Source organism: Aquicoccus sp. SU-CL01552 (genome assembly GCF_040365005.1).
GTDB lineage: Bacteria > Pseudomonadota > Alphaproteobacteria > Rhodobacterales > Rhodobacteraceae > Antarcticimicrobium.
This window is the reverse complement of record NZ_BAABWV010000016.1, coordinates 1-25,693: the sequence shown is the minus strand read 5'-3', so window position 1 is coordinate 25,693 and position 25,693 is coordinate 1. Positions and strand designations below refer to the sequence as shown.

The 25,693-nt window shown below is 67.6% G+C and carries 27 protein-coding genes and 2 tRNA genes; 13 read left to right on the top strand and 16 right to left on the bottom strand.

Annotated elements, in window-relative coordinates; translation table 11 throughout:
* Positions 1-101: 101 nt before the first annotated feature.
* On the top strand, positions 102-806 hold the full coding sequence (locus ABWV23_RS17220; protein WP_353349925.1) for an endonuclease/exonuclease/phosphatase family protein: 705 nt from the start codon (positions 102-104) through the stop codon (positions 804-806).
* 271 nt (positions 807-1,077) lie between these two features.
* Here the strand turns inward: ABWV23_RS17220 and ABWV23_RS17215 are convergent, their stop codons facing one another.
* Positions 1,078-2,367 (bottom strand): DEAD/DEAH box helicase, encoded by a 1,290-nt coding sequence (locus ABWV23_RS17215; RefSeq protein WP_353349923.1) that lies wholly within the window; start codon positions 2,365-2,367, stop codon positions 1,078-1,080.
* 384 nt (positions 2,368-2,751) lie between these two features.
* On the opposite strand from ABWV23_RS17215, the gene ABWV23_RS17210 reads away from it, so the two are divergent.
* Positions 2,752-3,162, top strand: coding sequence for a Fur family transcriptional regulator (locus ABWV23_RS17210; protein WP_353349921.1), 411 nt, complete (start codon positions 2,752-2,754; stop codon positions 3,160-3,162).
* Between the two features lie 9 nt (positions 3,163-3,171).
* On the opposite strand, the gene ABWV23_RS17205 is transcribed toward ABWV23_RS17210, so the two are convergent.
* Positions 3,172-4,224, bottom strand: a complete 1,053-nt coding sequence (locus ABWV23_RS17205) for an AbrB family transcriptional regulator (protein ID WP_353349919.1) — start codon at positions 4,222-4,224, stop codon at positions 3,172-3,174.
* Between the two features lie 114 nt (positions 4,225-4,338).
* On the opposite strand from ABWV23_RS17205, the gene ABWV23_RS17200 reads away from it, so the two are divergent.
* Together ABWV23_RS17200 and eno are read left to right on the top strand one after the other, a co-directional pair.
* The gene (locus ABWV23_RS17200) at positions 4,339-5,226 is read left to right on the top strand and encodes a DMT family transporter (protein ID WP_353349918.1); all 888 of its coding nucleotides are present in this window, start codon (positions 4,339-4,341) and stop codon (positions 5,224-5,226) included.
* A 66-nt stretch (positions 5,227-5,292) separates the two neighbouring features.
* Complete coding sequence (eno, locus tag ABWV23_RS17195) at positions 5,293-6,570, top strand: phosphopyruvate hydratase (RefSeq protein ID WP_353349917.1); 1,278 nt, start codon at positions 5,293-5,295, stop codon at positions 6,568-6,570.
* 100 nt (positions 6,571-6,670) lie between these two features.
* Here the strand turns inward: eno and trpE are convergent, their stop codons facing one another.
* From trpE to fabI, 4 genes are all read right to left on the bottom strand, one after another.
* Entirely contained in the window at positions 6,671-8,185 is a 1,515-nt protein-coding gene (trpE, locus tag ABWV23_RS17190) for an anthranilate synthase component I (protein ID WP_353349915.1), read from the bottom strand.
* Positions 8,186-8,194: 9 nt separating this feature from the next.
* Positions 8,195-10,039, bottom strand: a complete 1,845-nt coding sequence (locus ABWV23_RS17185; protein ID WP_353349913.1) for a peptidyl-prolyl cis-trans isomerase — start codon at positions 10,037-10,039, stop codon at positions 8,195-8,197.
* Positions 10,040-10,162: 123 nt separating this feature from the next.
* Positions 10,163-10,666 (bottom strand): xanthine phosphoribosyltransferase, encoded by a 504-nt coding sequence (gene gpt / locus ABWV23_RS17180; protein ID WP_353349911.1) that lies wholly within the window; start codon positions 10,664-10,666, stop codon positions 10,163-10,165.
* A gap of 35 nt (positions 10,667-10,701) precedes the next feature.
* On the bottom strand, positions 10,702-11,508 hold the full coding sequence (gene fabI / locus ABWV23_RS17175) for an enoyl-ACP reductase FabI (protein WP_353349909.1): 807 nt from the start codon (positions 11,506-11,508) through the stop codon (positions 10,702-10,704).
* 135 nt (positions 11,509-11,643) lie between these two features.
* Between fabI and pdxH the strand changes: the two genes are divergently transcribed.
* The 6 genes from pdxH (at position 11,644) to ABWV23_RS17145 (ending at position 14,672) form a co-directional block, all read left to right on the top strand.
* Positions 11,644-12,249 carry a pyridoxamine 5'-phosphate oxidase gene (pdxH, locus tag ABWV23_RS17170; protein ID WP_353349907.1) on the top strand — a complete coding sequence of 202 codons (606 nt, stop codon included), beginning with the start codon at positions 11,644-11,646 and terminating at the stop codon, positions 12,247-12,249.
* A gap of 151 nt (positions 12,250-12,400) precedes the next feature.
* Positions 12,401-12,943, top strand: a complete 543-nt coding sequence (locus ABWV23_RS17165; protein ID WP_353349905.1) for a cold-shock protein — start codon at positions 12,401-12,403, stop codon at positions 12,941-12,943.
* Positions 12,943-13,404: a DUF192 domain-containing protein gene (locus tag ABWV23_RS17160; RefSeq protein WP_353349903.1), complete on the top strand. Its 462-nt coding sequence runs from the start codon at positions 12,943-12,945 to the stop codon at positions 13,402-13,404. Before ABWV23_RS17165 ends, ABWV23_RS17160 begins: the two co-directional genes overlap by 1 nt.
* A gap of 41 nt (positions 13,405-13,445) precedes the next feature.
* Positions 13,446-13,522: transfer RNA gene (locus ABWV23_RS17155), tRNA-Pro, on the top strand.
* A 189-nt stretch (positions 13,523-13,711) separates the two neighbouring features.
* Positions 13,712-14,311, top strand: coding sequence for an RNA polymerase sigma factor (locus tag ABWV23_RS17150; RefSeq protein ID WP_353349901.1), 600 nt, complete (start codon positions 13,712-13,714; stop codon positions 14,309-14,311).
* 109 nt (positions 14,312-14,420) lie between these two features.
* Complete coding sequence (locus ABWV23_RS17145) at positions 14,421-14,672, top strand: zf-HC2 domain-containing protein (protein ID WP_353349899.1); 252 nt, start codon at positions 14,421-14,423, stop codon at positions 14,670-14,672.
* Positions 14,673-14,703: 31 nt separating this feature from the next.
* On the opposite strand, the gene ABWV23_RS17140 is transcribed toward ABWV23_RS17145, so the two are convergent.
* Entirely contained in the window at positions 14,704-15,378 is a 675-nt protein-coding gene (locus ABWV23_RS17140; protein WP_353349897.1) for a hypothetical protein, read from the bottom strand.
* A gap of 520 nt (positions 15,379-15,898) precedes the next feature.
* Between ABWV23_RS17140 and ABWV23_RS17135 the strand changes: the two genes are divergently transcribed.
* Positions 15,899-16,720, top strand: coding sequence for a YiiX/YebB-like N1pC/P60 family cysteine hydrolase (locus ABWV23_RS17135; protein ID WP_353349895.1), 822 nt, complete (start codon positions 15,899-15,901; stop codon positions 16,718-16,720).
* Positions 16,721-16,730: 10 nt separating this feature from the next.
* Here ABWV23_RS17135 and ABWV23_RS17130 read toward each other — a convergent pair whose 3' ends face one another.
* The 6 genes from ABWV23_RS17130 to rocF all read right to left on the bottom strand — a co-directional run bounded on the left by ABWV23_RS17130 (position 16,731) and on the right by rocF (position 23,492).
* A complete protein-coding gene (locus ABWV23_RS17130; RefSeq protein WP_353349893.1) occupies positions 16,731-17,381 on the bottom strand; it encodes an ATP-binding cassette domain-containing protein in 651 nt (216 codons plus the stop codon).
* Positions 17,378-19,084 carry an ABC transporter permease gene (locus ABWV23_RS17125; RefSeq protein WP_353349891.1) on the bottom strand — a complete coding sequence of 569 codons (1,707 nt, stop codon included), beginning with the start codon at positions 19,082-19,084 and terminating at the stop codon, positions 17,378-17,380. The genes ABWV23_RS17130 and ABWV23_RS17125 overlap by 4 nt, the downstream gene beginning before the upstream one ends.
* Entirely contained in the window at positions 19,081-20,262 is a 1,182-nt protein-coding gene (locus ABWV23_RS17120; RefSeq protein WP_353349889.1) for an ABC transporter substrate-binding protein, read from the bottom strand. Before ABWV23_RS17120 ends, ABWV23_RS17125 begins: the two co-directional genes overlap by 4 nt.
* A gap of 75 nt (positions 20,263-20,337) precedes the next feature.
* Entirely contained in the window at positions 20,338-20,952 is a 615-nt protein-coding gene (locus ABWV23_RS17115) for a CDP-alcohol phosphatidyltransferase family protein (RefSeq protein WP_353349887.1), read from the bottom strand.
* Between the two features lie 546 nt (positions 20,953-21,498).
* On the bottom strand, positions 21,499-22,560 hold the full coding sequence (gene ocd / locus ABWV23_RS17110; protein ID WP_353350131.1) for an ornithine cyclodeaminase: 1,062 nt from the start codon (positions 22,558-22,560) through the stop codon (positions 21,499-21,501).
* Positions 22,561-22,565: 5 nt separating this feature from the next.
* Entirely contained in the window at positions 22,566-23,492 is a 927-nt protein-coding gene (gene rocF, locus ABWV23_RS17105) for an arginase (RefSeq protein ID WP_353349885.1), read from the bottom strand.
* A gap of 108 nt (positions 23,493-23,600) precedes the next feature.
* Between rocF and ABWV23_RS17100 the strand changes: the two genes are divergently transcribed.
* Entirely contained in the window at positions 23,601-24,026 is a 426-nt protein-coding gene (locus ABWV23_RS17100) for an Lrp/AsnC family transcriptional regulator (RefSeq protein WP_353349883.1), read from the top strand.
* Here ABWV23_RS17100 and ABWV23_RS17095 read toward each other — a convergent pair.
* Positions 24,023-24,484 carry a disulfide bond formation protein B gene (locus ABWV23_RS17095; RefSeq protein ID WP_353349881.1) on the bottom strand — a complete coding sequence of 154 codons (462 nt, stop codon included), beginning with the start codon at positions 24,482-24,484 and terminating at the stop codon, positions 24,023-24,025. The genes ABWV23_RS17100 and ABWV23_RS17095 overlap by 4 nt on opposite strands.
* Entirely contained in the window at positions 24,481-25,059 is a 579-nt protein-coding gene (locus tag ABWV23_RS17090; protein WP_353349879.1) for a YqaA family protein, read from the bottom strand. The genes ABWV23_RS17095 and ABWV23_RS17090 overlap by 4 nt, the downstream gene beginning before the upstream one ends.
* A gap of 152 nt (positions 25,060-25,211) precedes the next feature.
* Here ABWV23_RS17090 and ABWV23_RS17085 point away from each other — a divergent pair.
* A tRNA-Leu gene (locus ABWV23_RS17085) sits at positions 25,212-25,297 on the top strand.
* A 79-nt stretch (positions 25,298-25,376) separates the two neighbouring features.
* Here ABWV23_RS17085 and ABWV23_RS17080 read toward each other — a convergent pair.
* Positions 25,377-25,693: site-specific integrase (locus ABWV23_RS17080; RefSeq protein WP_502901668.1), on the bottom strand; the 317-nt coding region annotated here is incomplete at its 5' end.

The window sequence follows — 25,693 nt, the reverse complement described above, 5'->3', positions numbered from 1 at the left end:
GTCATGCAATTGTCAAGGTCACGTAAATCACCGGGCTTGCGTCCGGGGGCCGCATCGGCACAATTGGTTGTCACAGCCGAGTTGTACCCGGACCGAGAGGCATGAGTGAGAGCGCCAAGCTGCGCCTGGCCAGCTATAACATCCAGAAATGCGTCGGGCTGGACCTGCGCCGGAAACCGCGCCGTATCCTTCAGGTGCTGGACCGGCTGCGGGCGCAGGTGGTGGTGCTGCAGGAGGCCGACAAGCGGTTGCCGCCGCGCCCGGCCGCCTTGCCGCATTTCGTGCTGGAAGAGGCCGGATGGGAGGTGGCCGACCTGGGCGGCGCCGGATCGCTGGGCTGGCATGGCAACGCGGTGATCTGGCGCCGCGGGGCGCTGGAGCTGACCGGAAAAGGGCATATCGACCTGCCGGGGCTGGAACCGCGCGGCGCGGTCTGGGTCGCATTCGACAGTCCGCTGGGGTCCCTGCGGGTGGTGGGCACGCACCTGGGGCTGGTGGGGCGGTCGCGGCGCCAGCAGGTGCAGCACCTGGCGCAGGAATGTGCTGGGCTGCCAATGATGCCGATGATCTGGGCCGGGGATTTCAACGACTGGTCGCCGCGCAGCGCGCTGGAGGGGCTGGCACCGCGGATGCGGTTCCTGCCGCCGCGCGCGAGTTTTCCGGCGCTGCGCCCGCTGGGGCCGCTGGACCGGATCGCGGTGAGCGACGGGCTGGGCGTGGCCGGGCACGGGGTGCACCTGGAGCAGCCGGCGCATATCGCCTCGGACCACCTGCCGATCTGGGCCGACGTGGTGACGCAGGGGTAGCGGTGGAAGGCCCCGGGTCGAGCCCGGGGTGACAGGTGCGGGGGCGAGAGACGGCTGTCATCCCGGACCCGATCCGGGATCTGCGGCAGGCGCGGCGGAAGGCCCCGGGGCGAGCCCGGGGTGACAGGTGGGGGAGACAGGTGTCATCCCGGACCTGATCCGGGATCTGCGGCAGGCGCGTCGAGAGGCCCCGGGGCGAGCCCGGGGTGACAGGGGCCGGAAACGGAAAAGGCCCCGCCGGGGGGCCTTTTCGATGGTCTTTCTGAAAGGGTCAGGCGGCTTGCCGGCCGCGACCCTGGCCGCCGCCGCCACCGGAGCGCCGGCGCCGGCGCTGACCGCCGCCCGGCTTGCCGCCGCCGTTGCCGCCACCACCGCCGCCGCCGCCGCGACGACGGTTGCCGCCGGAGGGTTTGGCGGGGGCATCGACGGGTTCCCACGGGCGGCCCGAGGCGACCGGGATCGAGATCCCCATCACCTTCTGGATCGCCTTGAACTCGCCCATCTCGTCGGGGGCGCAGAAGGCGATGGCGGCGCCGTCCTTGCCGGCGCGCGCGGTGCGGCCGATCCGGTGCACGTAGCTGTCGGGCACGTTGGGCAGGTCATAGTTGTAGACATGCTTGACGTCGGGGATATCAAGCCCGCGCGCGGCGACATCGGTGGCCACCAGCACCTTGATCTCGCCGGCCTTGAAGGCGGCGATGGCGCGGTCGCGTTGACCCTGGCTCTTGTTGCCGTGGATCGAGGCGGTCGAGAACCCGGCCTTTTCCAGCGATTTCATCAGCTTTTCCGAGCCGTGCTTGGTGCGGCCGAAGACCAGCGCGCGTTCGTCGCGGTGGGTGTCCAGCAGTTCCTTGAGCAGGGCGGCCTTTTCGGCCTTGGCGATGAAATGCACCGATTGGGTGATCTTGTCGGCGGCCTTGCCCGGGGGCGAAACCTCGACCCGCATCGGGTTCTGCAGGTAGCTCTTGGCGATCTCGTTCATCTGTTTCGGCATGGTGGCCGAGAACAGCATGGTCTGGCGCTCCTCGGGCAGCAGGGCGGCGATCTTGCGCAGGGCGTGGATGAAGCCGAGGTCGAGCATCTGGTCGGCCTCGTCGAGCACCAGGAATGAGCATTCCTCGAGCGTCAGCGCGTTGCGGTCCAGCAGGTCGAGCAGCCGGCCGGGGGTGGCGACCAGCAGGTCGGTGCCGCGTTCGAGCCGTTTCATCTGGGCGTTGATCGACTGGCCGCCGACCACGAAGCCGACCCTGAGGTGGGTGCCCTCGGTCAGGGCGCGCAGGGTCTGGCTGATCTGGTTGGCCAGTTCGCGGGTGGGGGCGAGCACGAGGCCGCGCACGGTATAGCGGTCGGGCTTGCGGCCGATCTCCATCATGCGGGTGACCAGCGGCAGGCCGAAGGCGGCGGTCTTGCCGGTGCCGGTCTGGGCCAGGCCCATCACGTCGCGGCCGTCCAGCGCATGGGGAATCGCGCGGGCCTGGATCGGGGTCGGCTCGGTAAAGCCCATCTCGGTGAGGCGGGTCACGATCGAGGCCGGAAGCCCCATCATTTCGAATTGGTTCAAGTCGTATCCTTTCGGGCCTGCGACGGTCGCAGGCCGGGCGTTCTGCCGCATCTCGCGCGGCGGTTGGGGCGCAAGATGCTCTGACCCGGCGGCAGGATGCCACGTCGGGACGCATCGGCGCATTGGCCCCACGCGTGATCTTGGGAACTCATTGGCGCGTCCCGGTCTGTCGGGCCCCATGCGGGCCGGGCGGGTTGTTGTCCGCTCTTGGTCTGGTCTGCTCACGCGGCAGGAGACGGCGCCAATAGAGGGCACATGGCCTCCGGCGGCCCCGATGTCAACCTTTATGTCAGGCTTTCATCCGCGGGCCTGTGACGGAAAACCCTGTGGCAGCCTGCGGAAACACGCGCTAAACCCGAGGGCCAGAGGACAATGGGATCGCCGATGACCGACACCATCATTGAGCGCTGCGAGGCCAAGGGGCTGCGCATGACCGGGCAACGCCGCACCATCGCGACGGTGTTGCAGGACAGCGGCGACCACCCGGACGCCGAGGAATTGCACGCCCGCGCCAGCGCGATCGACCCCGGCATTTCGATCGCCACGGTCTATCGCACCGTCAAGCTGTTCGAAGAGGCGGGGATCCTGGACCGGCTGGAGTTCGGCGACGGGCGCGCGCGCTACGAGGACGCCGAGCGCGATCACCATGACCACCTGTTCGACATGAACTCGGGCGAGGTGATCGAGTTCTGCGACCCGGATATCGAGGCCCTGCAGGAGAAGATCGCGGAGCGGCTGGGATACGAGCTGCGCGGGCACAAGCTGGAGCTTTACGGGGTGCCAAAGCGGAAATAGCCCCCGGCTTCAGGCGGCGCGGGTCTGCCGCTCGGCCCGGTGCAGCGCGATCGGAATCAGGACGCTGAGGATCAACAGCCGGATGATGTGACAGGCGGCGACAAGGCCGGGGCTGGCACCGAGGACGGCGGCGAGCGCGATCATCGTCTCGAGCCCGCCGGGCGCGAAGCCGGCGAGCACATGGGCCGCCGGGATTCCCAGCGCCAGCGCCACCGGCACCGCCGCCAGCGCCGCGATGCCGCCGCCGACGAGGGTGACGGCGAGGCCGGCCAGCAGCGCCGCGCGCACCTGCGCCACCTGCATCCCCGAGAACCGTGTGCCGATCAGCGTGCCCATCATCAGGAAGGCGGGGATCATCAGCCAGGCGGGCAGGGTGCCGGGGGTGAGCCCGGTGACATGGCCCAGCATCGAGGCCAGCATCGGCCCCAGCAGGATCGGCGCCGGCAGGCGCAGTCGGCGGAACACCAGCCCCAGCGCCACGCCGATCACGGCGAGGGCGACCAGGTGCACGGGATGCATCGGCGCCCCGGCGGGCAGGACGCTGGCGCCCATGCGATAGCCCATCGCCAGCGCCGCGAAGGGCACGATCAGGGTCAGCGCCAGCAGCCGGATCGACTGGACCACCGCGATCCGGGCCAGGTCGCTGCCGCTGTCGGCGGCGGCGGCGAGCACGAAGCTCAGGTGGCCGGGGGCGGAGGCCAGCACCGCGCTTTGCCGGTCGAAGCCGAAGCCGCGTTGCAGCAGCAGCCGGCACAGCGTCATGGTCACCGGCATCGCCAGCGCCAGCGCGGCAAAGGCCAGCGGCCAGTGCAGCACCGCGCCGCCGGCCTGTTCGGTAAAACCTGCGCCGACCCCCATGCCGAGCACGACGAAACAGACCTGCATCATCGGCGCCGCGATGGCGCAGCGCAGCCCGGCCAGCCCGGCCAGCGTCACCGCCAGTGCCGGGCCGACCAGCAGCGCGGCGGGCAGCGACAGCGACCAGCCCAGGGCGGCCCCCAGCGCGCCCACCGCGATAGTGCGCGCGTTGATCCCGATCTGCTTGATAAGCGTGGCCTGCATGGGCCTTCCATAGCACCCGCGCCCGGGTTCAACAATTGGGCGCGAGGGCTTGCGGCGGCGGGCGAAACCGGCCAATGGGGGGCATCCAACACTCTCTTTCCGGGACATTTCGACATGGACAATCTGCGCGGTGCGGCCCTGATGACGCTGGCCATGCTCGGCTTTGCGGGCGAGGACATGTTCATCAAGCTGATGGCGGGGGCGCTGCCGACCTGGCAGATCATCGCCGCTCTGGGCTGTGGCGGGGCGCTGGTCTTCGGCACGCTGACGGTGCTGATGGGGCAACGTCTGTTGACCCGGGCGTTCCTGAGCCGGGCGGTCCTGTTGCGGAACCTGGGCGAATTGATCGGCACGGTGGGCTTTGTCACCGCGATCGCGCTGACGCCACTCTCCTCGGCCTCGGCGGTGTTGCAGGCGACGCCGCTGGCGGTGACGCTGGGGGCGGCGCTGTTCCTGAATGAGCCAGTGGGCTGGCGGCGCTGGAGCGCGATCCTGGCCGGGTTCGTCGGGGTGCTGCTGGTGATCCGTCCCGGGCTGGACGGGTTCGACATCAATTCCCTGTTCGCGGTGCAGGCGGTGTTCGGGCTGGCGTTGCGCGACCTGAGCACGCGGCGGGTGGATGGTGGCGTCTCCTCGTACCAGCTGAGTTTCCTGGCCTTTGTCACCCTGATCCCGGCGGCGGCGGTGCTGTCGCTGGTCAGCCCGCGCGCGCCGGTGGCCCCGGATGGTTACCTGTGGGCGATGACCGCCGGTGCGGTGCTGCTCGGGGCGCTGTCCTATTACGCCATCGTCGGTGCGATGCGCATCGGCGAGGTCTCCTTCGTGACGCCGTTCCGCTATTCGCGCCTGCTGTTCGCGCTGGTGGTGGGATTCTTCGTGTTCAGCGAGCGGCCGGACTGGCTGACCCTGCTGGGGGCGGTGGTGATCGTCGGTTCGGGCATCTACACGGTGCTGCGCGAACGGGCGGTCTGGCGTGAGCGCAAACATCGCCCTGCGGCCTGAGCGCCCCTTTTCCTTGGGCCTTTGCCCCGGTATGAGGCGGTCAACGATCATAGCGGGACATTGAAAATGAGCACGATTATCGACATTCACGCGCGCGAGATCCTGGACAGCCGGGGCAACCCCACCGTCGAGGTGGACGTGCTGTTGGAAGACGGCACCATGGGCCGCGCGGCGGTGCCCTCGGGCGCTTCGACCGGTGCCTATGAGGCGGTGGAGAAGCGCGACGGCGACAAGGCCCGCTACATGGGCAAGGGCGTGCTGGAGGCCGTGGCAGCGGTGAATGGCGAGATCGCCGATGAGCTGGTCGGCTTTGACGCCACCGAGCAGGTCAGCCTCGACCAGGCGATGATCGAGCTGGACGGCACCGAGAACAAGGGCCGGCTGGGCGCCAACGCGATCCTGGGCGTGAGCCTGGCGGTGGCCAAGGCGGCGGCGGATTTCACCACCCAGCCGCTGTATCGCTATGTCGGCGGCACTTCGGCGCGGGTCCTGCCGGTGCCGATGATGAACATCATCAACGGCGGCGAACATGCCGACAACCCGATCGACATCCAGGAATTCATGATCATGCCGGTGGCGGCGGAGAACATCCGCGACGCGGTGCGCATGGGCTCCGAAGTGTTCCACACCCTGAAGAAAGAGCTGTCGGCGGCGGGCATGTCCACCGGGCTGGGCGACGAGGGTGGCTTTGCCCCCGAGCTGGCCTCGACCCGCGACGCGCTGGACTTCGTGCTGAAGTCGATCGAGAAGGCCGGTTACAAGCCGGGCGAGGATATCTGCCTGGCGCTGGATTGCGCCGCGACCGAGTATTTCCGCGACGGCGCCTATCACCTGCTGGGCGAGGGCAAGACGCTGAGCTCGGAAGAGAACGCCGATTACCTCGCCGCGCTGTGTGCCGACTACCCGATCATCTCGATCGAGGACGGCATGAGCGAGGATGACTGGGACGGCTGGAAGATCCTGACCGACAAGCTGGGCGACAGCGTGCAGCTGGTGGGCGATGACCTGTTCGTGACCAACCCGGCGCGACTGGCTGACGGGATCCAGAAGGGCGTCGCCAACTCGATGCTGGTGAAGGTGAACCAGATCGGGTCGCTGACCGAGACGCTGCAGGCGGTGGATATGGCCCATCGCGCCGGTTACACCAACGTGATGAGCCACCGCTCGGGCGAGACCGAGGATGCCACCATCGCCGACCTGGCGGTCGCCACCAACTGCGGCCAGATCAAGACCGGTTCGCTGGCGCGCTCGGACCGGCTGGCGAAATACAACCAGCTGATCCGCATCGAAGAGATGCTGGGCGACGTGGCGGAGTATGCCGGGCGCTCGATCCTGAAGGGCTGATCGCCGTCCCGGATCGCAGGGATCTGCCCCCGCTGCCGAAAGGCGGCGGGGGTTTTTCGTTGTCGGGACTGGCGGTGTTCGAGACTGGCCGTGTTCGGAGCTAGCGGGTGTTGCCGCCGCCGGCAAAGCGCGCCGCATCCGCTGCCGCGCGGCGGATCGCGTTCGATTTGTGCACCGTTTCCTGGTACTCGGACTCGGGGTCGCTGTCATAGACGACGCCGCCGCCGGCCTGGATATAGAGCTTGTGATCCTTGACGATGGCGGTGCGCAGCGCGATGCACATGTCCATGTCGCCGCCAGCGCTGAAATAGCCGACGCCGCCGCCGTAAATCCCGCGTTTCTCGGGTTCCAGCTCGTCGATGATCTCCATCGCGCGCACCTTGGGCGCGCCGCTGACCGTGCCGGCGGGCATGCCGGCAAAGAAGGCGTCGAGCGCATCCTTGTCGGCGTCCAGCTCGCCCACCACGTTGGACACGATGTGCATCACGTGGCTGTAGCGTTCGATGATGAATTTCTCGGTCGGGCGCACGGTGCCGATTCGCGAGACCCGGCCCACGTCGTTGCGGCCGAGATCCAGCAGCATCAGGTGTTCGGCGCGTTCCTTCTGGTCGGCCAGCAGCTCGGCCTCGAGCGCGCGGTCTTCCTCCGGGGTCGCCCCGCGCGGCCGGGTGCCGGCGATCGGGCGGATGGTGACCTCGTTCCCGAACACCCGCACCAGGATCTCGGGGCTGGCGCCGATCACCTGGAAGCCGCCGAAGTTGAAATAGAACATGAAGGGCGAGGGGTTGGTGCGCCGCAGCGAGCGATAGAGCGAGAAGGGCGGCAGCGGGAAATCCTGGGTCCAGCGTTGCGCCGGGACCACCTGGAAGATGTCGCCGGCGCGGATGTATTCCTTGGCCTTTTCCACCGCGGATTTGTAGCTTTCGCGGGTAAAGGTCGAGACCGGCGCCGCCACCTCTTCGGCCTCGCCCAGATCGCGGCTTTCGGCGGGCATGGCGCGTTCCAGGTCGCGGACGGCGTCCATCACCCGTTCAGCGGCCTGGGCATAGGCGGCGCGGGCGCTCTGGCCGCCGCTGACCCAGGCGGGGGCCACCACCGTGACCTCGCCCTTGACCCCGTCCAGCACGGCCACCACCGAGGGGCGCAGCATCAGCGCGTCGGGCAGGCCCAGCGGATCGGGGTTCACGTTCGGCAGATGCTCGATCAGCCGCACCATGTCATAGCCGAGATAGCCGAACAGGCCGGCGGCGGCCTGCGGCAGGTCGTCGGGCAGGTCGATCCGGCTTTCGGCGATCAGCGCGCGCAGGCTGGTCAGCGGATCGGCCTCTTCGGGGGTGAACCCCTCGGGGTCGAATCGCGCCTGCCGGTTCAGCGCCGCCTTGTCGCCGTCGCAGCGCCAGATCAGGTCCGGTTTCAGGCCGATGATGGAATAGCGCCCGCGCACCTCGCCGCCGGTCACCGATTCCAGCATGAAGGCATCCTTTTGCCCGCTTGCCAGTTTCAGCATCAGCGAGACCGGCGTGTCGAGATCGGCGGCCAGTCGGGTATAGACGACCTGGTTCTGCCCGGCCTCGTAAGCCGTGGCGAAGGCATCGAAATCCGGGGTCAGTGGCATCTTGTCCTCTTATTGGAAGCTGGACTGGACCGCGTTCAGCGCACGCTGGTCCACCATCGGGCGGGCGCGGAGCTGGGCGTCGCGGGCAAAGGCCTCGAACAGGGCCTGTGCCAGCGTCTGGTCCAACTCCTGGCCAAAGCCGTCGCGCATCCGCTGCAGGTCGGCGGTTTCATCGGGCGGCAGCGCCGCGTCGAGCCGCACCACGTGCACCCGGTCGCCGGCGCCAATGACGCGGAAGTCGCCCGGCTCCATCTCGAACACCTTGGCCATGAAGTCGGGCGGCGTCCCTTCGAGATAGGCACCACGGGTCAGCCCGGTCTCGACCTTGACCTCCAGCCCGGTGGCGGTGAAATCGCCGCTGTCCTTCAGCTCCGTCACCAACGCCTCGGCCTGCGCGGTCAGCGCCGCCTCGGTCTGGTCCAGCGTCCAGCCCTCGATCACCCGGTCGCGGGCCTGGTCAAAGGGCTCGGGGCGCGGCGGCAGGGTGTCGTCGAGCCGCAGGGCAAAGACGCCGCCATCCTCGAGAAAGGTGACCTGGGGGAAATCCTCGACGCTGACCGCCTGCGCCGCCTCACGGAAGGCATCATAGGCGGCGACCCCGTCAGAGCTCTGCGCGGTCCAGTCGATCTGGCCCAGCTCCATGTCGGTTTCCTCGGCCAGATCTTCCAGCGTGGCGCCACCGGCCAGCAGATCGTCGATGTTCTCGGCGCGGGTCTCGATCAGCCGGCGGGCACGTTCGGCGGCCAGTTCCTCGCGCAGAGCGGCGCGGGCGTCCTCGAAGGAGGTTTCATGCGCCTCAAGCTGGCCGTTCACGCGGTAAAGCGCCGGGCCGAGGTCCGAGGGCAGGGGGCCGACCACGTCGCCGATGTCGGCGGCAAAGACCGCCTCGGCGGCGGCGCCCAGGGCGCTTGCGGTCATGTCGCCCATGTCCACGTCGGACAGCGACAGTCCGCGCGCCTCGACCAGTGCCTCGAAGGTGGTGCCGCCGACCTCGATCTGGGCCATCGCGCCCGAGGCCGCAGCCTCATCGGCGAAGGCCAGCCGTTCGATCAGCCGCCGTTCCGGCACGCTGAATTCGGACGCGCGCTCGTCGTACAGGCTGCGCAGCGAGGCCTCGTCGACCTCGACCTGGTCGAGGATCATCGCCGGGGTCAGGGTGACATAGGTGATCTTCTTGGTCTCGGGCAGGGTGAACCGGTCGAGATTGGCGTCGTAATAGGCCCGCAGCGCGGCGTCGTCGGGCGCGGGCAGGGGGGCGGCCAGGTCGTCGCCCGTCAGCGTCGCCATGGTGAAGCTGCGGCGCGCGGCCACGTAATCGGTCAGCGTGTTCACCAGCGTCTCGGGCATCCGGACCCCGCCGATCACCGCGCCCTGCACCAGGGTGCGGGCGGCCTCGGCGCGCAGGTCGGCCTCGAAGGCGGCTTCGGACAGGCCGGCCTGTTCCAGCGCAAAGCGATAGGTTTCGCGGTCGAATTTCCCGTCGGGGCCGTGAAAGGCCTGGATCGCCAGGATTTCCTGCTGCAGTTTCTCGTCGCCCACCGACAGGCCAAGCTCAGCGACCTCGTTGTCGATCGAGGCCAGCGCGACCAGGCGGGACAGGGCCTGTTGGTCCAGCCCTATCGCCCGCGCGTCGCTCATCTGCAGTGATTGGCCGGTCTGCGCCTCGATGGCGCGAATCTCGCTCTGCAACTCTCGGGAATAGTCGTCGACGCTGACCGTCTCGCTGCCGACCGTGGCGACGGTGCGCACGGTGCCGGTCAGGTTGGTGGCGCCGAAGCCCGCCAGGCCGGCGATCAGCAGGCCGAGCAGGATCCAGACAAAGGTTGACGACAGCTTTTTGATCCGCGCGGCCATGGTGCCCCTCTCCTGACGGTGCCTTGTTGTTCGGCGCCCTGCATACGATGCGCGCCAAGGGGGGGCAAGGTCAGATGGACAGGGCGTCGGACAGTGCGCCAAACCGGGCGGATCGGGCGGCGATCACTCGCCGCCGCGATAGGGTTCGACGTATTGCAGCGCCATGTCCCAGGGGAAGAAGATCCAGGTATCCTGGCTGACCTCGGTGATATAGGTGTCGACCATCGGCCGCCCCTTGGGCTTGGCATAGACGGTGGCGACATGCGCCTTTGGCATGTGCTGGCGCACCACCTCGAGCGTGCGTCCGGTATCGACCAGGTCGTCGACGATCAGCACGCCGGTGCCGTCGCCCACCACCCCCATGTCGGGCGACTTGATCACCACCGGGTCGCTCTGGGTCTGGTTATCGTAGGATTTCACGCTGATGGTATCGACGGTGCGAATATCCAGTTCGCGCGCGACGATCATCGCCGGCGCCATGCCGCCGCGGGTGATGGCCACCACCGCGCGCCAGCCGCCCTGTTCGGGGGCGTTGCCCTGCAGTCGCCAAGCCAGGGCGCGGGCATCGCGGTGCAACTGGTCCCAACTGACGTGGAAGCCTTTTTCGTGCGGCAGACGGTCGGTCATGGCGCGGGTCCTCTCCTTGGTCCTTCCGGGCTCTGTCAGCCCTTGGCGATATCGGGGGCGTCGACCGCCTTCATGCCGACGGCATGATAGCCCGCGTCAACATGCAGCACCTCGCCGGTGACGCCGCCGCCAAGCTCGGACAGCAGGTAGAGCGCCGAGCCGCCGACATCGTCGATGGTCACGTTGCGCCGCATCGGCGAGTTGTATTCGTTCCACTTCATGATGTAGCGGAAATCGCCGATGCCCGAGGCCGCCAGCGTCTTGATCGGGCCGGCGCTGATCGCGTTGACGCGGATGCCGTCCTTGCCCAGGTCCTCGGCAAGATAGCGCACCGAGGCCTCCAGCGCCGCCTTGGCCACGCCCATCACGTTATAGTGTGGCATCACCTTTTCGGCGCCGTAATAGGTGAGGGTGAGGCAGCTGCCGCCATCCTTCATCATCTTCTCGGCGCGCTGCACCACGGCGGTGAAGGAATAGACCGAGATATCCATGCTGAGCTGGAAATTGGCGCGGCTGGTGTCGACATAGCGGCCGCGCAGCTCGTTCTTGTCGGAAAAGCCGATGGCGTGGACCAGGAAGTCGAGGTTGCCCCAGCGTTCCTTGAGGCTGTCGAACAGCGCGTCGATCGAGGCCTCGTCGCCGACGTCGCAGGGCAGCACGATGTCGCTTCCCAATTGCGCGGCCAGCGGATCGACCCGCTTTTTCAGCGCGTCCCCCTGGTAGGAAAAGGCGAGTTCGGCACCCGCACCCGCGAGGGCCTTTGCGATCCCCCAGGCAATGGACTTGTCATTGGCCAGGCCCATGATCAGGCCGCGCTTGCCGGCCAACAACTGATTTGACATGAAGGTTCTCCGCCTATCCTAACGGTGTGAGAGTGACGTTTAGGCGATTGGTGGTGGCGCATCAAGTGCATCAGGCTTGTGGCCGGTCCGGGCGCGTCCTAGGGTTTTTCCCACAGTGTTGATGACGGGGATACCATGGGCGACAGAACTGGAATTTTCTCAGGCGACGATCCGTTCGAGATCGCGCGCCGATGGCTGGCCGAGGCGGAAGACAGCGAGGTCAACGATCCCAACGCGATCGCGCTGTCGACAGTGGACGCCGGCGGTATGCCGAATGTGCGCATGGTCCTGCTGAAGGAGATCGAGCCGGCGGCCTTCGTCTTCTACACCAATTACACCAGCACCAAGGCGCAGGAACTGGACCAGGCCGGCATGGCCGCCTTTGTCCTGCACTGGAAATCGCTGCGCCGTCAGATCCGTGTGCGCGGCCACATCACCCGCGAGGACGGGCCGCAGGCGGATGCCTATTACAAGTCGCGCTCGCTCAAGAGCCGGCTTGGCGCCTGGGCCTCGCACCAGTCACAGCCGCTGGCCAGCCGCGCCACGCTGATGGCCGAGGTGGCGAAAGTGACCGCGCGGCTGGGGCCGAACCCGCAGCGGCCGCCGTTCTGGGGCGGATACCGGCTGGTTCCGGTCGAGATCGAGTTTTGGGCGGATGGGGCATTTCGGCTACACGACCGCTTTGCCTGGCGCCGGGAAAACGCGGAATCCGCTTGGGAAATCCACAGGTTGTGCCCCTGACACTCACGTGACGTGAAATGCAACACTTTGAAAATATGCGTGGATTTCCGCCGAGTTCGATGTTTTGGACTTGAAGTGTCCGTTGCGTTTATTGCACACCATTCAACATGAGCCGACCTCAGCTGAACAACGAAACGCGGAAATAGCACAAGTGGCAGAAGACCTCAGCAGCATGAACCAGGTGACCGGACAGGTGAAATGGTTCGACCCGACCAAGGGATACGGGTTCGTGGTGGCCGACCAGGGCGGTCCCGACATCCTTTTGCACATGAACGTGCTGCGGAATTTCGGGCAAAGCTCGGTCGCCGACGGATCGCGAATCGAGATCCTGACGCAAGAGACCGATCGCGGGGTGCAGGCGATCGAGGTGCTGGCGATCGAACCGCCCGAGCGCGAGGATTGCGGCCCGGTGCTGTCGGACTTCAGCCACCTGGAGCCGGAAGAGATCCGTCAGAGGCCGCTGGAACCGGCCCGTGTCAAATGGTTCGACAAGGGCAAGGGGTTCGGTTTCGCCAATGTCTTCGGGCGCAACGAGGACGTGTTCCTGCATATCGAGGTGCTGCGGCAATCCGGGCTGGCCGACCTGCAGCCGGGCGAGGCGCTGGCGATGCGGGTGATCGACGGTCGTCGTGGCCGGATGGCCGCCGAGGTGCTGGCCTGGGAGGCAGGGCTGACGGAAGCGGGGGCCGCGTGATGCGCGCGCTTGCCGCCCTTTTGATCCTGCTGATCGGGGCGATGCCGGCCTTGGCCGAGTGTCGGGCCGACCGCGTGGAGTTGCGCGGCGACTGGGGGCAGGCGCAATTCACCGTGGAACTGGCCGATACGCCCCAGGCGCGCGGGCTTGGATTGATGTTCCGCGAGTCCCTGCCGCGCACGGCCGGGATGCTGTTCGTCTATGAGCGTCCGCAGCATGCGAGCTTCTGGATGAAGAACACGCTGATCCCGCTGGACATGATTTTCACCGACCGGACCGGGCGCGTGACCCGGGTCCATTCGGGCGCGATCCCGGGTGACCTGACCCCGATCGACGGTGGAGAGGGCGTTTTCGCGGTGCTCGAGATCAACGCCGAGCTGGCCAAACGCCTTGGCATCGCGCCGGGCACGGTGATGCGCCACCCGGTTTTTGCCGGCGGACCGGCGGCCTGGCCCTGTTAGGGCTTTTCAAGCCGCGGAACTGTCGCTAGACAGGCCGTCGTCGGGGCGTGGCGCAGTCTGGTAGCGCACCTGTTTTGGGTACAGGGGGTCGTGAGTTCGAATCTCGCCGCCCCGACCACTTTTTCAAATGATACCAAGAACCTGGACTTTCCTTGAAGGGGTTTCCCTTTGGGGTCCGCCGGTTTGCGTCGCAGGGTCCCCGGGGCGGCGGGGGCGCAATTCACGATCCATTGTCCTATAACCCTGGTCTCTGGACTTCCACGGGGTTTGTTTTGCTTAGTGGGGCAAGGCAATACGGGGGGATGTGATGCCTACGGCTCGGGCGACGGAAACGGATCTTGTTCAACGACTTGCTGCGGGCGACCGGGCCGCGTTCGAGGAGCTGTACAACCGGCACAATAGCTCCCTGATCCGCGTTGCGACCGGCGTCGTCCGCAACCGTGCCACGGCGGAAGAGGTGGCCCAGGACACCTGGATCGCGGTCCTCAGGAACATTTCCGGGTTCGAGGGACGGTCTTCGCTGGCAAGCTGGATCTTCTCGATCCTGATCAACAAGGCCCGAAGCCGCGCCAAGCGCGACGGGCGCATCGTCTCGTTCGATGGCGCGGGCGAGGGGGACAACCTGGCGGCCGCCTTTGACGGTCGGGGGCGCTGGAAGAACACCCCCGAGCTGTGGGAGAGCGTGACCCCCGAACGCATCCTGGCGGGGCGCAGCGTGATGGAGCATGTGAACGCGGCCATCGAAGCCCTGCCGCCCGGCCAGCGATCGGTGATCATCCTGCGCGCGCAACAGGGGCTGGAGGCGCAAGAGGTCTGCGCCATTCTCGGCATCAGCGAGGGCAACATGCGGGTCCTGCTGCACAGGGCACGTCTGGCGGTGCGGGCGGCCCTCGACGGGGTGATGTGACGCGGTGAGCTTGCGTGGAAGCGGGGCCGGGATTCTTTTTCGCCAAGTGTAACGTGGCCCGGTTCCGATTGTCCTGTTCCCGTGAGGCACGTGAAAGGGACACCGCCAGATGTTGAGCTGCCAAGAGGTTTCAACCCGCGCCAGCGCGCTGATCGACAGGGAGCTGGGCCCCTGGCAAGCGCTGCGGATGCGCCTGCATCTGGCGATGTGCAAAGGCTGCCGCCGGTTCATCGGTCAAATGCGAACCACCCGCGATCTGACCGAGGGGCCGCCCGCAGCCGATGCGCAGGGAGAGACGGACGCGGACCGCATCGGCGCGATCCTGTCGCGGCTTGATGACCAGGGGCCGAGGCGCGGCTGAGTCGCGGCGTCTGGCTTGGGCAGGGCCGCGGTCAGTGCAGGATGTCGATCCCGAAGGCCCAGACGGTCAGCGGCACCGGCATCACGGCCAGCGCAACGGTAACGGCCACACCGGCCGGTTTGAACAGCCGGCTGAGGCCGGTGAGGAACAGGATGCCACCGCCGCCGCCGATCACCGCGTTTCCCGGCAGGTTGATGACGGCCGCCACGAACAGGTACCGATAGCGGGAAATCAGCGGCCGCAGCCACTTCGGCGCGTTGTCGCGCAGCAGCAGGACCCGCTCCTCTCGGCTGAGCGGGTGGATCCGGTCCAGCAAGGCGCAGGCGCGGTGCATGTGGAGGTCGGCCAGGACCCGGTGCAGGTGCGGATAGGGCACCCATTCACCCGCCCCGTAGGCGAACAGCAGCCCGGCGGTGGTGGCCAGATAGAGCCATGGAGCGATCCAGGCCCCCTCGACCGCGAGCAGCATCAGGCCGATCTCGATCCCCGGCACGAAGGGGAGGGCGATCAGCAACGCGTAGATCAGCAGCAGCACGAGTATCATGCCGATCTGTGCACCGGGGTGGATGTCTTCGGTCCGGGCCGAGAACCAGGCGAGCAACAGGTGGGCGCCATAGACCAGGATCAGCAACAGGACCAGGTGCAGCACGACCCGGAAGAGGCGGGCGGCGGTGGTCCCTTGCGGGGCTTGGGGTCCCTCATCCATGCCAGCCCCGATGGCCCCCGACTTCCCCGCCGCAGGATGTGGCCACGACGGACCGCAATCGGGACAGGCCGACCGAGCCCGGGCACAGGGCAGAGCGCGTCATGGTGGACCCCCTTTTTTCGCCCCCAGTGTCCGACAGCCTGCCGGGAAGTAAAGGGAAAGCCCCCGGTCTCCCGGGAATGTGAGTGCGGTGGATGTGGGGGGGGCTGTTCCGGCCCTCACGAAATGGTGTGGCGTCGCGGTGAAACACCCGGCGCCCCTGCATGTCACCGTAGAGGACAAGGGGAGGAGGCAACATGGAAAACGCCCTGGGTTTCGCCGCACGGGTGCCGCCGCCGGGGGAACGACGGGCGCGCGTCGGGGCTGGCGCGGGATATGTCCTTTGGCCCCGAGGCGGGTCGGGACCATGCTGCCCGGATCCGGGCCTGTTTGCCGAAGATGATCCGCGCCAGACCGCAACAATTCACCGCGCCCGGTGTCGTCCTCACACCGCCAAGAACGCGCCAAACGGAGGGGACCGATGCCTGTCACACTACGAGAGCGCTATGATTCCCTGTTAAGCGGGGTGGGTCGACGTCTGGCCGGTCACCTGCACCGCCCGAGCCTTGGCTATACGCCCTTCACGCCCTCGGATTACGAGACCCTGTGCCGCACGCTGCGCCCCGGCGATGTGCTGCTGGTCGAGGGGCAGGAGCGGATTTCCAACGCCATCAAGTACCTGACCCAATCGACCTGGTCCCATGCCGCGATGTATGTGGGCGACGGCCTGCCCGCCGTCCCGGGAACCGATGAGCCGCACCGGCTGATCGAGGTCAATCTCAATGAAGGCTGCGTCTCGGCGCCGCTGTCGAAATACGCGCGCTTCAACACCCGGATCTGTCGCCCGGTCGGCCTGACTCCCGAGGAATGCCGGGCGGTGGCCGATTTCATGGCGGTGCGTGTCGGCCTGAAATACGATCTGCGCAACGTCTTCGACCTGATGCGCTATTTCTTTCCGACGCCGCCGGTTCCGGTGCGCTGGCGGCGGCGTATGCTGGCCTTTGGCTCGGGCGACCCGACGCGGGCGATCTGCTCGTCGCTGATCGCCCGGGCGTTCCAGTCGGTCCGCTATCCGATCCTGCCTGAATTGCGGGTGGTCAAGGCGCGGCGCGGATCCCGGTTCGCACGGCGCGAAATCCTGCACATCCGCCACCATTCGCTGTACGCGCCACGCGATTTCGACCTGTCGCCCTATTTCCAGATCGTCAAACCGCATCTGGTCGACGGGTTCGATCCGCATATTCTGGAATGGTCCGCCGATCCCGCACCGGGGCCGAGGCAGGTGGGCGTATCGGTGACGTAGCGCGCGGATTTCACGGGGGCGGGGCGGCCTTCAGGGCGATGACCGGTCCCCCTGCGGCGGTGGCATCGTCGGGGTCATGGGTGACCATCAGGGTCGGGATGGCGCGGGAGGTCACGTGATCGAAGGTAAAGGCCCGCATCTCGCCGCGCAGCCCGGCATCGAGTTTCGAGAAGGCCTCGTCCAGAAGCAGCGCCGCGGGATCGGCCAGCAGGGTGCGCATCAGGGCCGCGCGGGCGCGCTGCCCGCCTGACAGCGTCGCCGGGTCGCGCTCGTACAGCCCGGCCAGCCCGGCCTGTGACAGGGCCGCCTCGACCGCCGCGCGCCGGGGGGCGCGCCCGCGCAGGCTGGCCGGAAGGCCAAAGGCCAGGTTGTCGCCGACCGACAGGTGCGGAAACATCAGCGCGTCCTGAAACAGCAACCCGATCCGCCGTGCCTCGGCGGGCAGGCCGGTCACGTCGCGCCCGTTCAGCCGCACCGTGCCGGACATGTGGAACCCATGCGCCAGATGGCCACCGATGGCGTCGAGCAGGGTCGATTTCCCCACCCCCGACGGCCCCATGACCGTGACCACCTTGCCGGCCGGGACATGCAGCGTCAGCGGCTGGAACAGCGAAACGCCGTCGGCGGAACGGATGCACAGGGCGTCAAGATCAAGGCTCATGGGGCAGATGCTCCGGTCAGGGCGCGGCGGTTGCGGTGCAGGATCGCGGGAATCAGGAAGGCCGCAAGATAGGCGGCAAAGGGCAACCCGGCCTGCAGGCTGGCATAGACGCCGGTTACGCGGCGGTCGGACCCTGAGGACAGGGTCACCGCCTCGGTGGTCAGGGTGGCGATGCGGCCCGCGCCCATGAACAGGGTCGGCAGGTATTGCGCCACCGAGACCGATACCCCGATGGCGGCGGCGGTCAGGATCGGGCGGATCAGCATCGGCAGCTTGACCGCCCACAGCCTGCGCCCCGGCCCGGCGCCAAGGGCGGCGGCGACGCGGATCACGCGCGGGTCCAGCGCGCGCCAGGGGTCCGACAGCGCGATCATCACATAGGGAAACACGAACAGCGCCTGCGCCCAGATCACGGCAATGATCCCGCCCGACAGGCCGATCTGCAGAAAGCCGACGTTCAACCCGTAGAGAAACCCGATCTGCGGGATCAGCAGCGGCAGGTAGATCAGCGCCTCGGCCCAGGGGGCGCGGGCGCGGCGGGCGCGATCCTCGCCCTCGAGCCAGGCGATCGCCAGCGCCAGCGACAGACCCACCGTCGCACCGGCCAGCAGCAGCGTGTTCGCAAGCGCCCGCATCCAGCCGTCCTGCGCGCCGGTCCAGGGCTTGAGCGACCAGCTTTGCGGCAGGATCTGCGGATAGGACCAGCGCCAGGCCAGCGACCAGACCACGAGCGACACCATCGCCAGCACGCCCACCGCCATCAGCGCCATCGTCACCGCACTGGCCGCCCAGAGCCCCGGTTCCGCCGACAGCCCGCGCCCGCCGCGCCTGAGCCACCAGCGGCCCAGCCGCTTGCCCAGTGCCTCTGCGACGAGCATCAGGGCGACCGCGAGCGCGACAATCCCCGCCTGCACGATGGCCCCGGCCGAGGCGGGCAGGATCATTGCCGGATCGGGGTCAGTGAACCAGCGCGTGACCGCCACCGCCAGCGTCGGCGGGGTCGAGGGACCAAGGATGATCGCCATGTCCACCACCGACAGCGCATAGGCCAGCACCACCCAGACCGGCAGCCGGATCAGCGGCCAGACCTGCGGCATGATGATCTTGATCCAGACGATGCCGCGCCCATAGCCCAGCGCGCGCCCTGCCGCCATGTGGCGCGCCACGGGAATCTGGCCAAGCGCCGAGAGGATCACCAGCAACAGGAACGGCACCTCCTTGACCATCAACCCGATCATCAGGGCGAGGCCCCAGCCGTCATGGACGGTGGCGATGTCGGGCGGGCGGTCCCAGCCGGCCAGTGGCGCCAGCATCCGCGCGATCCAGCCCGACGGGGCCAGGACGAAGGCCAGCCCCACCGCCATCGCCGCATGGGGAATGGCCAGGAACGGCGTCAGCATCTGCGCCCCGGCGGACGGCCGCATCCGGGCGTGAACGGCGGCACAGAACCCGGTTGCCAGCAGCAGCGACAGCAGGGTGGAGCCGAACCCGGTGATCAGCGTCAGCCGCAAGCTGGTGCCGATGCCGGGCAGGGCGGCCAGCGCCTGCCACGGCTCGAGCGAGGCCACCTCCTGCCCCAGCGCGGGGAGAATGCCGAAGGCGGCGCGCCCGGTCTCCCACAGGCCGATGACAATGGGGGTGATCAGGCCAAGCCCGATGCCCGCCAGCACGGCGGCGCGCAGCAGGCGGCCATCGTGGTTCATTTGACGTAACGCCGCGTCCATTCCTCGGTCAGCCGGGTCATCCAGCTTGCGTGGGGCTCCAGCAGCGTCGGGCCGAGATCGGCCAGCGTCGGCAGCGCCGGGGCAGAGGGCAGGGCGGCGAAGGCGGCCTTGGCGGCCTCGTCCAGCCGCGCCGGATCCAGCACCGAGAAGGACCCCAGCACCTCGATATTCTGCATATGGGCTTGCGTCGCCGGATCGAGCAGGAAGTTCGCCACCACCTCGGCCCCCTCGGCATTGGCGGCGTTATAAGGGATCGCGACAAAGCTGATGTTGCCGATGCTGCCGCCCTCGGGCACGAAGACCCGCGCGCTGTCGGGCAGCAGCCCGTCCGCGATGGCGGCGGCAGCCGAGGCCGGATCGAAGGACATGGCGATGTCGACCTCGCCGTCATTGAGCAGTTGTTGCTGCACCGATTCATTGGCGGGATAGGTTTCGCCCCCGCGCCACAGGTTCGGGCGCAGCGCATCGTACCAGTCCCACAGCGGCGCGGTGGCGGCGTCAAAGGTGGCCTCCGTGGCGGGGTCCTGCAGGACGCTTGCATCGGGGGTCAGCTCGATCAACGCCTGTTTCAGAAAGGTCGCGCCCATGAAATTCGACGGATCGGGATGGGTGACGCGCCCCGGGTTGGCCGCCGCCCAATCCACGAAAGCCGCCATGCTGCGCGGCGGTTCGGCCACGCGCGCGGAATCGTAGGTGAAGACGAAGCGTGCCAGCCGCCACGGGCTTTCCATACCATCCACCGGCACGGTGAAATCGACCGATGCGGCCGAACCCGGCGCTAGGTCCAGGTATCGCGCGTTGGGCAGATCGGCCACGAAGGGCCCGTGCAGCAGCCCCTGGTCCTTCATCGCCAGGAAGTTCGGCCCGTTGAGCCAGATCAGGTCGACGCTGCCGCCCTCGTCCTGCCCGGCCGCCTTTTCGGAGATCACCCGGGTCACGGCCTCGGCGGTGTCGCTCAGCTTGGCCTGTTCGACGCGGACGCCGTAGCGCGCCTCGGTCTGGTCGCCGACCCAGGCGATAAAGGCGTTGGTGCGCGCATCCCCGCCCCAGGCGTTCCAATAGACGGTCTGGCCGCGCGCGGCCTGCAGGGTCTGTTGCCAATCGGCCAGCGCCGGGGAGGCAAGCAGGGACAGGGCAAGGACGAGAGAAAGTTTCATGGGGTCTCCGGTATCAGGCGAAAGGGGCTCGGGTAAGGACAGTCACGGCGCCGGTCCGTTACAGAATCGAGACGATTATTCCCGGGGTGCAAAGGCCCGCCACCCCTGGTGCCAGCGCAGCAAAGCGGTGACGGCGCAGGCGGCCGCATACCCATAGGCAAGGATCGCGAAGGCGCCGGGAAACAGGCACATCGCCACGAAGACGGCGATGGTCTCGACCCCTTCGGCCAGGCCACCGAGGTAATAGATCCCCTTGGCGGGAAAGGCTGCCGCGCTTTCGCCGCGCTTGGCGGCGATGGAGGCAAAGGCCAGGAAGGACGACCCGGTTCCCACGAAGGCGGCGATCAGCACCGCTGCGGGCAGGGCGTTCATCGTCGGATCGGCGAGCGCGAACCCCAGCGGAAACAGCGCGTAAAAAACAAAATCGAGGGCAATGTCCAGGAAGGCGCCGCGATCGGTCGGCCGGGTCAGCCGCGCAACCGTGCCGTCCAGCCCGTCAGCCAGGCGGTTGATGACCAGCAGCACCAGCGCCAGGCCATGGGCCCCGAATGCCAGGGCCGGCACCGTCAGCACGCCGACCGCAAAGCCCACCAGCGTGAGGTGGTCGGCGTGCATGCCGCGCGCCGCCAGCCACCGACCGGGCGGGGCCAGCAGGCGCCGTTGCAGGGGCAGAATGGCCGCGTCGATCATCCCGGCCTCCGATCATGACACCCTGTCACCCGGGCCGGTCGCCCCGCGCGCCCCGACCGCCATGCGCCGGCCAAACAGTCCTCCACCCCGGCCCGGGTCAGGGTGCCGCCCGGGCGGGCAGTGGGTTCGGGGTGGGTCTGCAAGCTTGGGACCATTGGGCAATCCACAGGGAAATATTCAAAAGGGCAAAAGACAAGATGACGACAACGGGCACGACGCCCGACAGGTGTTCAAGCCGGGCAAGCTACCTGCCGACCATGTCATACACCGCTGCCGTTTCCTGCCCAAGCCTGTCGTGAAGACGCATGACGCACGAATACGTTACAGATCTTTTCGTGCGATCGCGCACCGGAGCCCGATCGGGAGACCGCGTTTGCGAGGGCAGGCGGGACCGGGCCCCGCAAACCCGAGGGGCCACGAGGCGTGAAACACGACGCCGCACAGGCCGCCCTGATGCGTCATCGCCGCGACGACAGCCGGGGCGCGGCGCCTTCTTCTCTTTGCCAAATACTCCCGCCGGAGGCAGCCCGGCGCAGCCGGGCCGATCTACCGAGCTGCGGCACCGGGCGCGGCGCGCTGGACCATGCCGAACAGGTCGCGCGGATCGTCGGGGTCGGCGAGAAGGTCAAGCGGGTGATACAGGTCGGTGCCCGCCACCCGGTCGCGCACGAAGCGCAGCGCGCTGAAATCCTCGATGGCAAAGCCGACGCTGTCGAACAGGGTGATCTGCTCGGCGCGCTGCCGGCCCGGTTTCCGGCCCGCGATCACCTCCCAGATCTCGGTTACCGGGAAATCCTGGGGCATCTGCTGGATCTCGCCCTCGATCCGGGTCTGCGGCGGATACTCCACGAAGACCCCGGCGCGGGTCAGGATGCCCTGGGCCAACTCGGTCTTGCCGGGGCAGTCGCCGCCGATGGCGTTGATGTGCACGCCGGGGCCGACCATGTTGTCGCTCAGGATCTTGGCGCATTGCTTGTCGGCGGTGCAGGTGGTCAGGATCTGCGCCCCCTCGATCGCCTGTTCGGCGCTGGCGCAGGGCACCACCTGCATCCCGTGCCCGGCCAGGTTGGCGGCGCATTTTCGGGTCGCGGCCGGGTCGATATCCCATAGCCGCACGCTGTCGATGCCGCAGATCGCTTTCATCGCCAGGCTCTGGAACTCCGACTGGGCGCCGTTGCCGATCATCGCCATGGTCGTCGCGCCCTTCGGCGCAAGATGCTTTGCCACCATCGCCGAGGTCGCCGCCGTGCGCAGCGCGGTCAGGATCGTCATCTCGCTCAACAGCACCGGGTAACCGTTGCCGACATCCGCCAAAAGTCCAAAGGCGGTAACGGTTTGCAGTCCTTCCTTCATGTTCTTGGGGTGACCGTTGACGTATTTGAAGCCATAGACCTCGCCGTCGGAGGTGGGCATCAGCTCGATCACCCCCTCGGCCGAGTGGCTGGCCACGCGCGGTGTCTTGTCGAACAGCTCCCAGCGGCGGAAATCGGCCTCGATGTACTCGGCCAGCCCGCGCAACATCTGTTCCAGCCCGACGCGGTGGATCAGCTGCATCATGTGGTCGACGGAGACGAAAGGCACCAGCGCCTTGTCGGAGGGTTCGGTCATATGTGTCATGCAAAGGCCCTTGTCGGTCGGTCGAAAACCCGGCGCCCCAGCGCCGAGGCGGTGAGGTCCACCAGAAGCTGCGCGGTGCGGCCGCGCTCGTCGAGGAACGGGTTGAGCTCCACCAGGTCGAGCGAGCTCATCAGCCCGCTGTCGCAGATCATCTCCATCACCAGGTGCCCCTCGCGCAGGGTGGCGCCGCCCGGCACGGTGGTGCCGACGGCGGGGGCAAAGGTGGGGTCGAGGAAATCCACGTCGAGCGAGACATGCAGCAGCCCGTTGGCGGCGCTGACCCGGTCGAGGAAGGCGGCCAGCGGGCGGGCGATGCCGCGCTCGTCGATCTCGCGCATGTCGTGGCGGTGGATCGTGGTCCGCTCCAGCGCCGCGCGTTCCGCTGCATCGACCGAGCGCAGCCCGAGCAGGCAGATATTCTCCTGCGGCACCGGGTTGGCAACCGGGGGAAACCCGTCGAACCCGTCGCGCCCGGTCACATATCCCAGCGGCGTGCCGTGCAGGTTGCCCGAGTCGGTGGTCTGCGGCGTGTGATAATCGCTGTGGGCATCCAGCCAGAGCACGAAGAGCGGTCGCCCGGTGCGGGCGGCATGGCTGGCAACCCCCGCGACCGACCCCAGCGACAGCGCGTGATCGCCACCGAGGAAGATCGGCAGCCCACGCGCCATCGCCCCCTCGGCCGCCGCGATCAGCCGCGCGGTCCAGCCGGCGGTTTCCCGTGGTTTGTGGAGGTCTTCGCCCTCGGATTCCGGATCGTACGGTTCGGGGGTCAGATTCCCCGAATCCTCGACCCGGTGCCCCAGGTCGCGCAAAGCCTCGGCCAGCCCGGCGGTGCGCAGCGCATCCGGCCCCATCAGGCAACCGGTCCGGCGCTTGCCACTGTCGACCGGCGCGCCGATCAGGATGCAGTCCCTCTGTGTCATCCGTGTTCCGTCCATGTCCTGTTTTCTCAATGATTCAGCCGAAACGGATTGAACTCCAGCCGACAGAGTGGTCGAATTGGATACAATATGTGCAAAACGGAGGGGAAAATGGACAAAACGGACGAGCGCCTGATCGCCGCCCTGCGCCACGACGCGCGCAGCTCTCTCTCCGACCTGGCCCTGCATCTGGGCCTGTCGCGTACCACGGTACGGGCGCGGATCGAGCGGTTGCAGCAACGCGGCGACATCCTGGGCTTTACCGTGGTGCTGAAACAGGATGTGCTGCACGACCCGGTGCGCGGGCTGATGATGATCGGGATCGAGGGCAGGGGGGCGGCGCGCATCACCCGGCAGTTGCACGGACTGCCCGAGGTGCGGGCGATCCATTCCACCAACGGGCGTTGGGATCTGATCGTGGAACTGGGGACCGAAACGCTGGAGGCGCTGGATCAGGCGCTGGCGCGCATCCGCATGCTGGACGGGGTCAGCACCAGCGAGACCAGCCTGCTGCTGTCCACCCGCAAGTCGGCCTAGCGTTCGGCGCGGGCCGCCGCCAGCCAGACCAGCGCAAGCGCCAGCGCCGCAAGGGCGTTCCAGCTGGCCATCGACAGGCCCAGCAACTCCCAGGCGACCTCGTCGCAGCGCACCAGCGGGGCGGCCATGATCTGTTCCATCAACTGTTCCGGCGTGAGCCCGGACACCGCGCCGGAGGTGCAGGTGGTGGGCCCTTCCCACCAGCCGCGCTCGACCCCGGTGTGAAAGAGTCCGACGCCGGAGGTTGTCAGCGCCGCCAGCGCCCCGAGCAGCGGCAACAGACGACCGGGCAGGGCCAGCGCGGTCCCGCCGATAATCACGGCCGCCAGGTGCGGCCAGCGTTGCCAGATGCACAGGTCACAGGGCGGCAGGCCACCGATGTACTGGAAGCCGAGCGCGCCAAGCAGCAGCGCGGCGGAGCCGCTGGCGGCGACAAGGATCAGAAAACGACGTGTCATAGGTATTTCACCAAGAGGAAACCGCCGATCAGCAGCACGACGAAGACGGTAAAGAGGAGGTTGAGCCGCGATTCGATGAAGGTGCGGATCGGCGCGCCAAAGGTGCGCAGCAGCCCGGCCAGAACGAAGAACCGCAGCGCGCGCGCAAGGATCGAGGTGGCCACGAAGGTCAGGATCGGCATCCCGGTCCAGCCCGACATGATGGTGATCACCTTGTAGGGAAACGGCGTGACACCGGCGGCCAGGACCGCCCAGAAGCCGAAATCGTTGAACCGCGCGTTGAACTGTTCCATCGCGTCGCCCTTGCCCATGGCGGCCAGGATCGGCTGGCCGATCCCCTCGTAGGCAAAGGCGCCGATGGCATAGCCCAGCAGGCCGCCCAGCACCGAGGCGATGAGCGCGACCCCCGCGGTCGCCCAGGCGCGGTTGGGCCGGGCCAGGATCATCGGGATCATCAGCACGTCGGGCGGGATCGGAAAGACCGAGCTTTCGACAAAGGCGACCAGCGCCAGTGCCCACATCGCCCGGGGGTGATCGGCGAGGGCAAGGGTGCGGTCGTAAAGGCGGTTCAACATGAAAGGGCCGGTCCTGGCGCTGCGAGGTCTCTGACACTTCGCCAAAGCACGCGCCGCCGGTGTGGTCAACCGTGGCGGTGCCGTCGCGGAGGCAGATGTCGTGTTTTTCACTCTGGACCTTGCCCCGCGCCTTGGGGTAATCCCGTGGCGAGGCCCAAGTGGCGGAATGGTAGACGCAGGGGATTCAAAATCCCCCGCCTTAACGGGCGTGCCGGTTCGAGTCCGGCCTTGGGTACCAGGGTTTTCAATGGGTTGCGCTCGATATCGAGCGCAACCCATTTCAGAAATGAAGCCGTCTCCCACATGCGACTACCACATCATTGTTTGGCACGGCGCATCTGGGCAGTTTGCGAAAGCCGCTTGCGGTTCGCTTCTTTCCGGTACTTGGCCACCGTTGCAAGGCTTTGACCGGTGACAGACTGGATCTCTGAGTCCGAGCACCCCGCTTCAGCAAGCTCCACGCACGCGCGCTTGCGCAGGCCGTGCAGACTGTATCGACTGGCGTAATCATCATGTTCTTTTGCGCGCTCGGCGAGTGTCGCGCGCCAAGCCCGAAAGGACTTCTCTAAGGCATCGTAAGAACGCGGCTCCGTCTTTGTCTTGGCAAGGACGTGCCGGGGCCCCGGTGCGAGGC